The organism is Aequoribacter sp. (assembly GCF_965659035.1).
Classification (GTDB): Bacteria; Pseudomonadota; Gammaproteobacteria; order Pseudomonadales; family Halieaceae; genus Aequoribacter.
Window position 1 is genome coordinate 26578 of record NZ_CBFHWH010000021.1, and the last position, 5324, is coordinate 31901.

Consider the following 5324-nt stretch of genomic DNA (forward strand, 5'->3'; position numbering starts at 1 on the left):
GAAGCGGGCGATAGATAACCGCGTTTTGTTAAAAAAAACCGGCTCTCGTTAAAGTACCGGTTTTTCTGTTTGGTAGCGGGGACCGGATTTGAACCGACGACCTTCAGCGGCTTCGCCGGATAAAGAGTTGAGCCCGACGGTCGAGCATCTAACACCCCCTGGACTACCCATAAATCACACAATTTTTGAGCATAAAAAAACCGGTACTTTCACAGTACCGGTTATTCTATTTGGTAGCGGGGGCCGGATTTGAACCGACGACCTTCGGGTTATGAGCCCGACGAGCTACCAGGCTGCTCCACCCCGCAACTATCTGGTTCGTCGACGCTAGTAGCGGCGTTCGACTGAGGGGCGAGAGTATAGTTAGACACCGCGCATCGGTCAACCTGAATTTTCAATGCCTTTACGTTTTTCGCATCCAAAGACTTAAAAGCTCGACATGCGGCGTTTGCGGGTACATATCAAGAGGCTGTAATTCGCGCAATTCAAATAAGTCGCGCAACGAGGCCACATCACGTTCAAAGCTGGCGAGATCGCAAGAGATGTAAATAATACTTTTTAGGCTGGGCAACTGGCTCACCAACTGACTCAGCAAGGCGAATCCGTCACGAGGAGGATCAAGCAACAACAAATCTGCACCTATACTCAGACTAACTAGGTCGGATAGTTTTGTTTTATCGAACAAATCATGTGCAAACGTTTTCGCACTTGGTAAACGTTGCCGCAAAGCGTCCAGAGCTTCTGGTACAACTTCTACCGCGGTGATGTCATCAACACCGGATGCAACAAGTGCTTGAGTTAAATTGCCTGACCCAGCAAACAACTCTACAACTTGCTCGCTGCCCAAGCCGCCTAAGACCCTTGTTAGCCAGCCTAACATTTCCTGGTTCTGTGCAGTATTGCCCTGCCGAAACGGTAATCGCTGATTAAATGAGATGTGCTCGAAATCCACTTCATCGGCAATATCGATCGTCACCCACGTTTTGCGCCGGCGGCCGATACCCAAATCTTGCTCTCGAATTTTAGCTAACAGGGCGTTGTTGTGATCTGATAATACCGAACACCGCTCTACATCCACGATCTGATCACTTCGAGCCGCCACAAAGCCTACGGCATCTGCTGACGCTTTTAATTGCGCTCGATTTCGATACGCTAACTCCTGGATTGACGGCTGCACCGCGCCTGGATAATCCAAATCCAAGCGCGAGCACAGCTCCTCAACACGCCGCTGCTTAGCGTGTATCTGAGCCGCATAATCGATGAACATCCATGGGCATCCACCGCACGTTTTTTCAGTGACGCCATGGTAGGGACATGGCACATCACGCCGGGAATCGCTGGCCTGCAAAATACTGACGAGTTCGGCTTGAACATAGGACTTTTTGAGCTCGACAATACGCACTCGCACGTGCTCACCCAACCATGTGCCTGGCACGAAAAGGACCTGGCGCATGTGCTTTCCGACCCCCTCACCTTTACTGTTCAGATCGGTGATCTCGAGATCTAATTCATCGCCGAGCTGCAGCTGCTTGTTCGCTCGCTTTGCACTGCTTGTTTTTGCGGGTTGCCACTTAAGCATTGATGCTCTCCAAACCAAAAAGAATCGCGATGAACAAGATGAGGGACGCGGCCACACGATTTAACCAAATACTGTGCTCCGGCTTCGAAAACCAACGCGCGAGCTGCCTGCCACCCAAGGCGTAAATGCTCATCGCGATAAACTCGGAAATCAAAAAAATGGGCACAAGCAATCCGAGTTGATACAACAAACTCTCAGCCTCGTTGATAAAGCCCGGCAGGATAGCAATTAAAAACGCCCAGCCCTTAGGGTTAAGCACCGCGGTATTGTACCCCAGCACCGCCAGTTGAACCTGATTCAAAGAGGCCCTACCCGACTGAGCCTCTAGGGCACCTGATGCACTGCGCCACATACCCACGCCGACATAAACCAGATACAACGCTCCCAGCATGGTTAACCATGCGAGAGCCTCTGGCTTCCATCTCACCACCTGAGCAACACCCATAGCCACACTGATAGCAACCGTCGCCACGCCCGCCAACTCGCCCAGCATCATCCACAAAGTGCGGCGGTAACCACACGACATCCCTAAGGTGAACGCTAAGGTCATACACAATCCTGGTGTCATCGATATAGCGAATATCGTTACAGCAAATAGGATTAGGGTATCGAGCGCCATGTGCCAACTCTCAAAAGCGCGCAGTATAACGTGTTAATGTGATGTTGCGGCGACTTTCTGGCTCTTCCAGATCTCGCTAGCATCGATACCTAGGTCTCTAGCAACACCCATCAAGCATAAGCCAGAGACCTAACGAAAAAAATGATGCGGCGGCATTATCGCCGGTTCTAATTCATAATTTTTTGGCATCACGATGGCTCATCTTTAGCTGTGGATCTGCACGCACAAACACAGAAACTGACCGTTACCCACTGTGACCCGTAACACGATAAAGAATTGGTGAATTTACCCAACCAATACATGACATAAGCCGCAACGATGCTTTAAGCTACTTGCCACTTTTTTGTTACCGCAAGCCAGCACGAGCCGAGACGGGCTCAACCGAGGATACCTATGCCAGATCGCGATTTTAGAGACAGCGCCATTCGCTACCACACCGACCCAACCCCCGGGAAACTCGCGATTCGCCCGACCAAGCCCTTAGCGAACAAACGTGATTTATCGCGTGCCTATAGCCCTGGAGTCGCCTATCCCTGCGAAATCATCGCTGAACATCCCGAGCGCGTGGCGGAAATGACGGCTCGAGGCAATTTGGTTGCCGTGGTCACCAATGGCACTGCCGTATTGGGCCTTGGCAACATTGGACCACTGGCGTCTAAACCCGTAATGGAAGGCAAAGCAGTACTTTTTAAAAAATTCGCGCACATTGATGTTTTTGATATCGAAGTCGATGAAACCGACGTCGATAAGTTCGTCGACATCGTCGCATCTTTAGAACCCACCTTTGGCGGCATCAACTTAGAAGATATTAAAGCGCCTGAATGCTTTGAGATCGAGCGCAAACTCCGCGATCGTATGAACATCCCGGTATTCCACGACGATCAGCACGGCACGGCGATTGTAGCTGCAGCTGCCATCTACAATGGCTTGCGCTTGGTGAACAAAAATATCGAAGACATAAAACTGGTCGTCTCGGGCGCAGGTGCCGCCAGTATCGCTTGCGTCGACTTATTGGTGAGCATGGGCCTACAAAAAGCCAATGTCCGAATGCTAGACCGTACGGGCGTTATTTACGCCGGTCGAACCGAAGGTATGAACAAGTACAAAGAGGCCTACGCGGTCGCAACTACCGATCGGACCATTGAAGACGCCATTACCGACGCAGACCTATTCATGGGCTTATCGGGCCCTGGCGTTTTGAACGGCGATCTCGTCAAAAAAATGGCGCGCGACCCTCTTATTTTAGCGATGTCCAACCCCACACCCGAAATTATGCCCGAGGAGGCCAAAGCCGCGCGCCCTGACGCAATTTTAGCGACGGGCCGATCAGATTACCCTAACCAGGTAAACAATGTTCTGTGCTTTCCATTTATGTTCCGCGGCGCGTTAGATTGTGGCGCTACCACCATTAACGAAGAGATGAAAAAAGCGGCCGTAAAAGCCATTGCTGACTTGGTGCACCGAGAAGTAACAGAAGCAGTTGTTGAAGCTTACGCCGGTGAAGAACTTAAGTTCGGGCCAGACTATCTAATCCCCAAGCCATTTGATGCTCGTTTGATTGAAGACGTCCCCCTAGCCGTGGTGAAAGCAGCCATGGAAAGTGGTGTCGCCACGCGCCCCATCGAAGATATGGAAGCCTATCGCAACAAACTGCATTCTTACGTCAGCGGTAGCCGCTTATTCATGCAGCCCACCATCGATATCGCTCGCAAAAACCCTGCGCGCATTGCGTATGCCGAAGGCGAAAACGACGATGTACTGCTGGCCATGCAGGGCGTAATCGACGAGAAAGTTGCCAAGCCTATTTTGTTGGGTCGCCCCTCGGTCATCGAGTCAAAAATAACCAAATTGGGCCTGCGAATTGATATCGAGAACGACATCGAAATCATGAATATTGAAGCTGGCGACTTGGAAGACAAGTACTGGCGTCACTACCACCGAAAAGTCGGACGTTCAGGTATGTCAGTAGAAGCCGCAAAAACTGTGGTGCACACTAATGCCACTGTTATGGCGGGCTTGCTCGTGGATATGGGTGAAGCCGATGGTATGATTTGCGGCAAAGTGGGTCGCTTTGATCGCCACCTGAAACACCTGTCCAGCTTCATCAATAGCAGTCGCGATTCTGGCGTCGTGTCCTCGGTATGCGCCCTGCTACTTGAAGATGGCCCGCTCATTATCGCGGACCCTTTCGTCAACGTAGATCCAAGTGAAGACGAGATCGTCACCATTGCGCAAGACGCCATCGAATACGCCAAACGCTTTGATATCGAGCCACGCGTCGCGCTGTTATCGCACTCGAACTTCGGTACCTACGAAGATGCCTCCGCATTAAAAATGAAGAATGCCGCGGCGCGCCTTCGCGATTTGCGCCCCGATGTGCAAATCGACGGCGAAATGCATTCGCTTTCAGCCCTAAACCCCGAAATGCGGGCCACAATTTTTGAAGACAACCAAATCGAAGGTAAAGCAAACGTCCTCATCATGCCAAACATGGATACCGCCAGTATTGCATTAGGCTTGATTCGATCACTGACCGAAGCCCGCTTGGTAGGCCCCTTTTTATGCGGCTTAGAAAAACCCGTTCACATTTTAATCCCCTCGGTATCAGGGCGCGGTATTTTGAATATGACTGCACTTGCTGTTGCTGATATTCATTTGCGTAAACTTAACGACTAACTCGCACTCTTCAACGCTGGCGCTGCGCATCAATGCAGCGCCAGCGGCCACTCTCATCAGCCATTTCATTAAAGCTGCCTTAAAGTGGTCTTAACAGGCAGCCTGAACTGGATCTATCGCTTGTCCCACGAAATCGGTAAAACCAAGCATACGCAAGTACCTTAAATAATAACGATTTATATTCAACGACAAATGAGGGGAAGCACATGAGTAACAACTCGATCAAAACCTACGGGTTAAAGCCGCTGGCACTGGCTGTTGGGGCAGTCGCAGCAGGTTTAAGTTTTCAAGCACCACTGGCATTTTCGCAAGCAAGTGCCCTAGAAGAAGTGATCGTAACGGCTAACCGCCGCGAAGAGTCATTGCAAAGCGTCGCAATGGCAGTATCGGCCTTTAGCGAAGACATGATGCGCGATCAGGGCATCGTCGATCTTAAAGGTATTACCGAGC

Annotated in this window: 3 protein-coding genes, 1 tRNA gene and 1 pseudogene; 2 read left to right on the top strand and 3 right to left on the bottom strand. The window is 50.8% G+C overall.

Annotation, left to right across the window (positions count from 1 at the left end; all coding sequences use genetic code 11):
- Positions 1-231: 231 nt before the first annotated feature.
- From ACTF5Z_RS05360 to ACTF5Z_RS05370, 3 genes are all read right to left on the bottom strand, one after another.
- Positions 232-308 (bottom strand) — tRNA-Met (locus ACTF5Z_RS05360).
- Between the two features lie 95 nt (positions 309-403).
- Entirely contained in the window at positions 404-1579 is a 1176-nt protein-coding gene (locus tag ACTF5Z_RS05365) for a class I SAM-dependent RNA methyltransferase (RefSeq protein WP_438984789.1), read from the bottom strand.
- Positions 1572-2198, bottom strand: a complete 627-nt coding sequence (locus ACTF5Z_RS05370; RefSeq protein ID WP_438984790.1) for a LysE family translocator — start codon at positions 2196-2198, stop codon at positions 1572-1574. The genes ACTF5Z_RS05365 and ACTF5Z_RS05370 overlap by 8 nt, the downstream gene beginning before the upstream one ends.
- A 393-nt stretch (positions 2199-2591) precedes the next feature.
- Here ACTF5Z_RS05370 and ACTF5Z_RS05375 point away from each other — a divergent pair, with 393 nt between their 5' ends.
- Entirely contained in the window at positions 2592-4874 is a 2283-nt protein-coding gene (locus tag ACTF5Z_RS05375; protein WP_438984791.1) for an NADP-dependent malic enzyme, read from the top strand.
- A gap of 206 nt (positions 4875-5080) precedes the next feature.
- Positions 5081-5324: pseudogene (locus ACTF5Z_RS05380) on the top strand (TonB-dependent receptor); the annotation flags it as partial.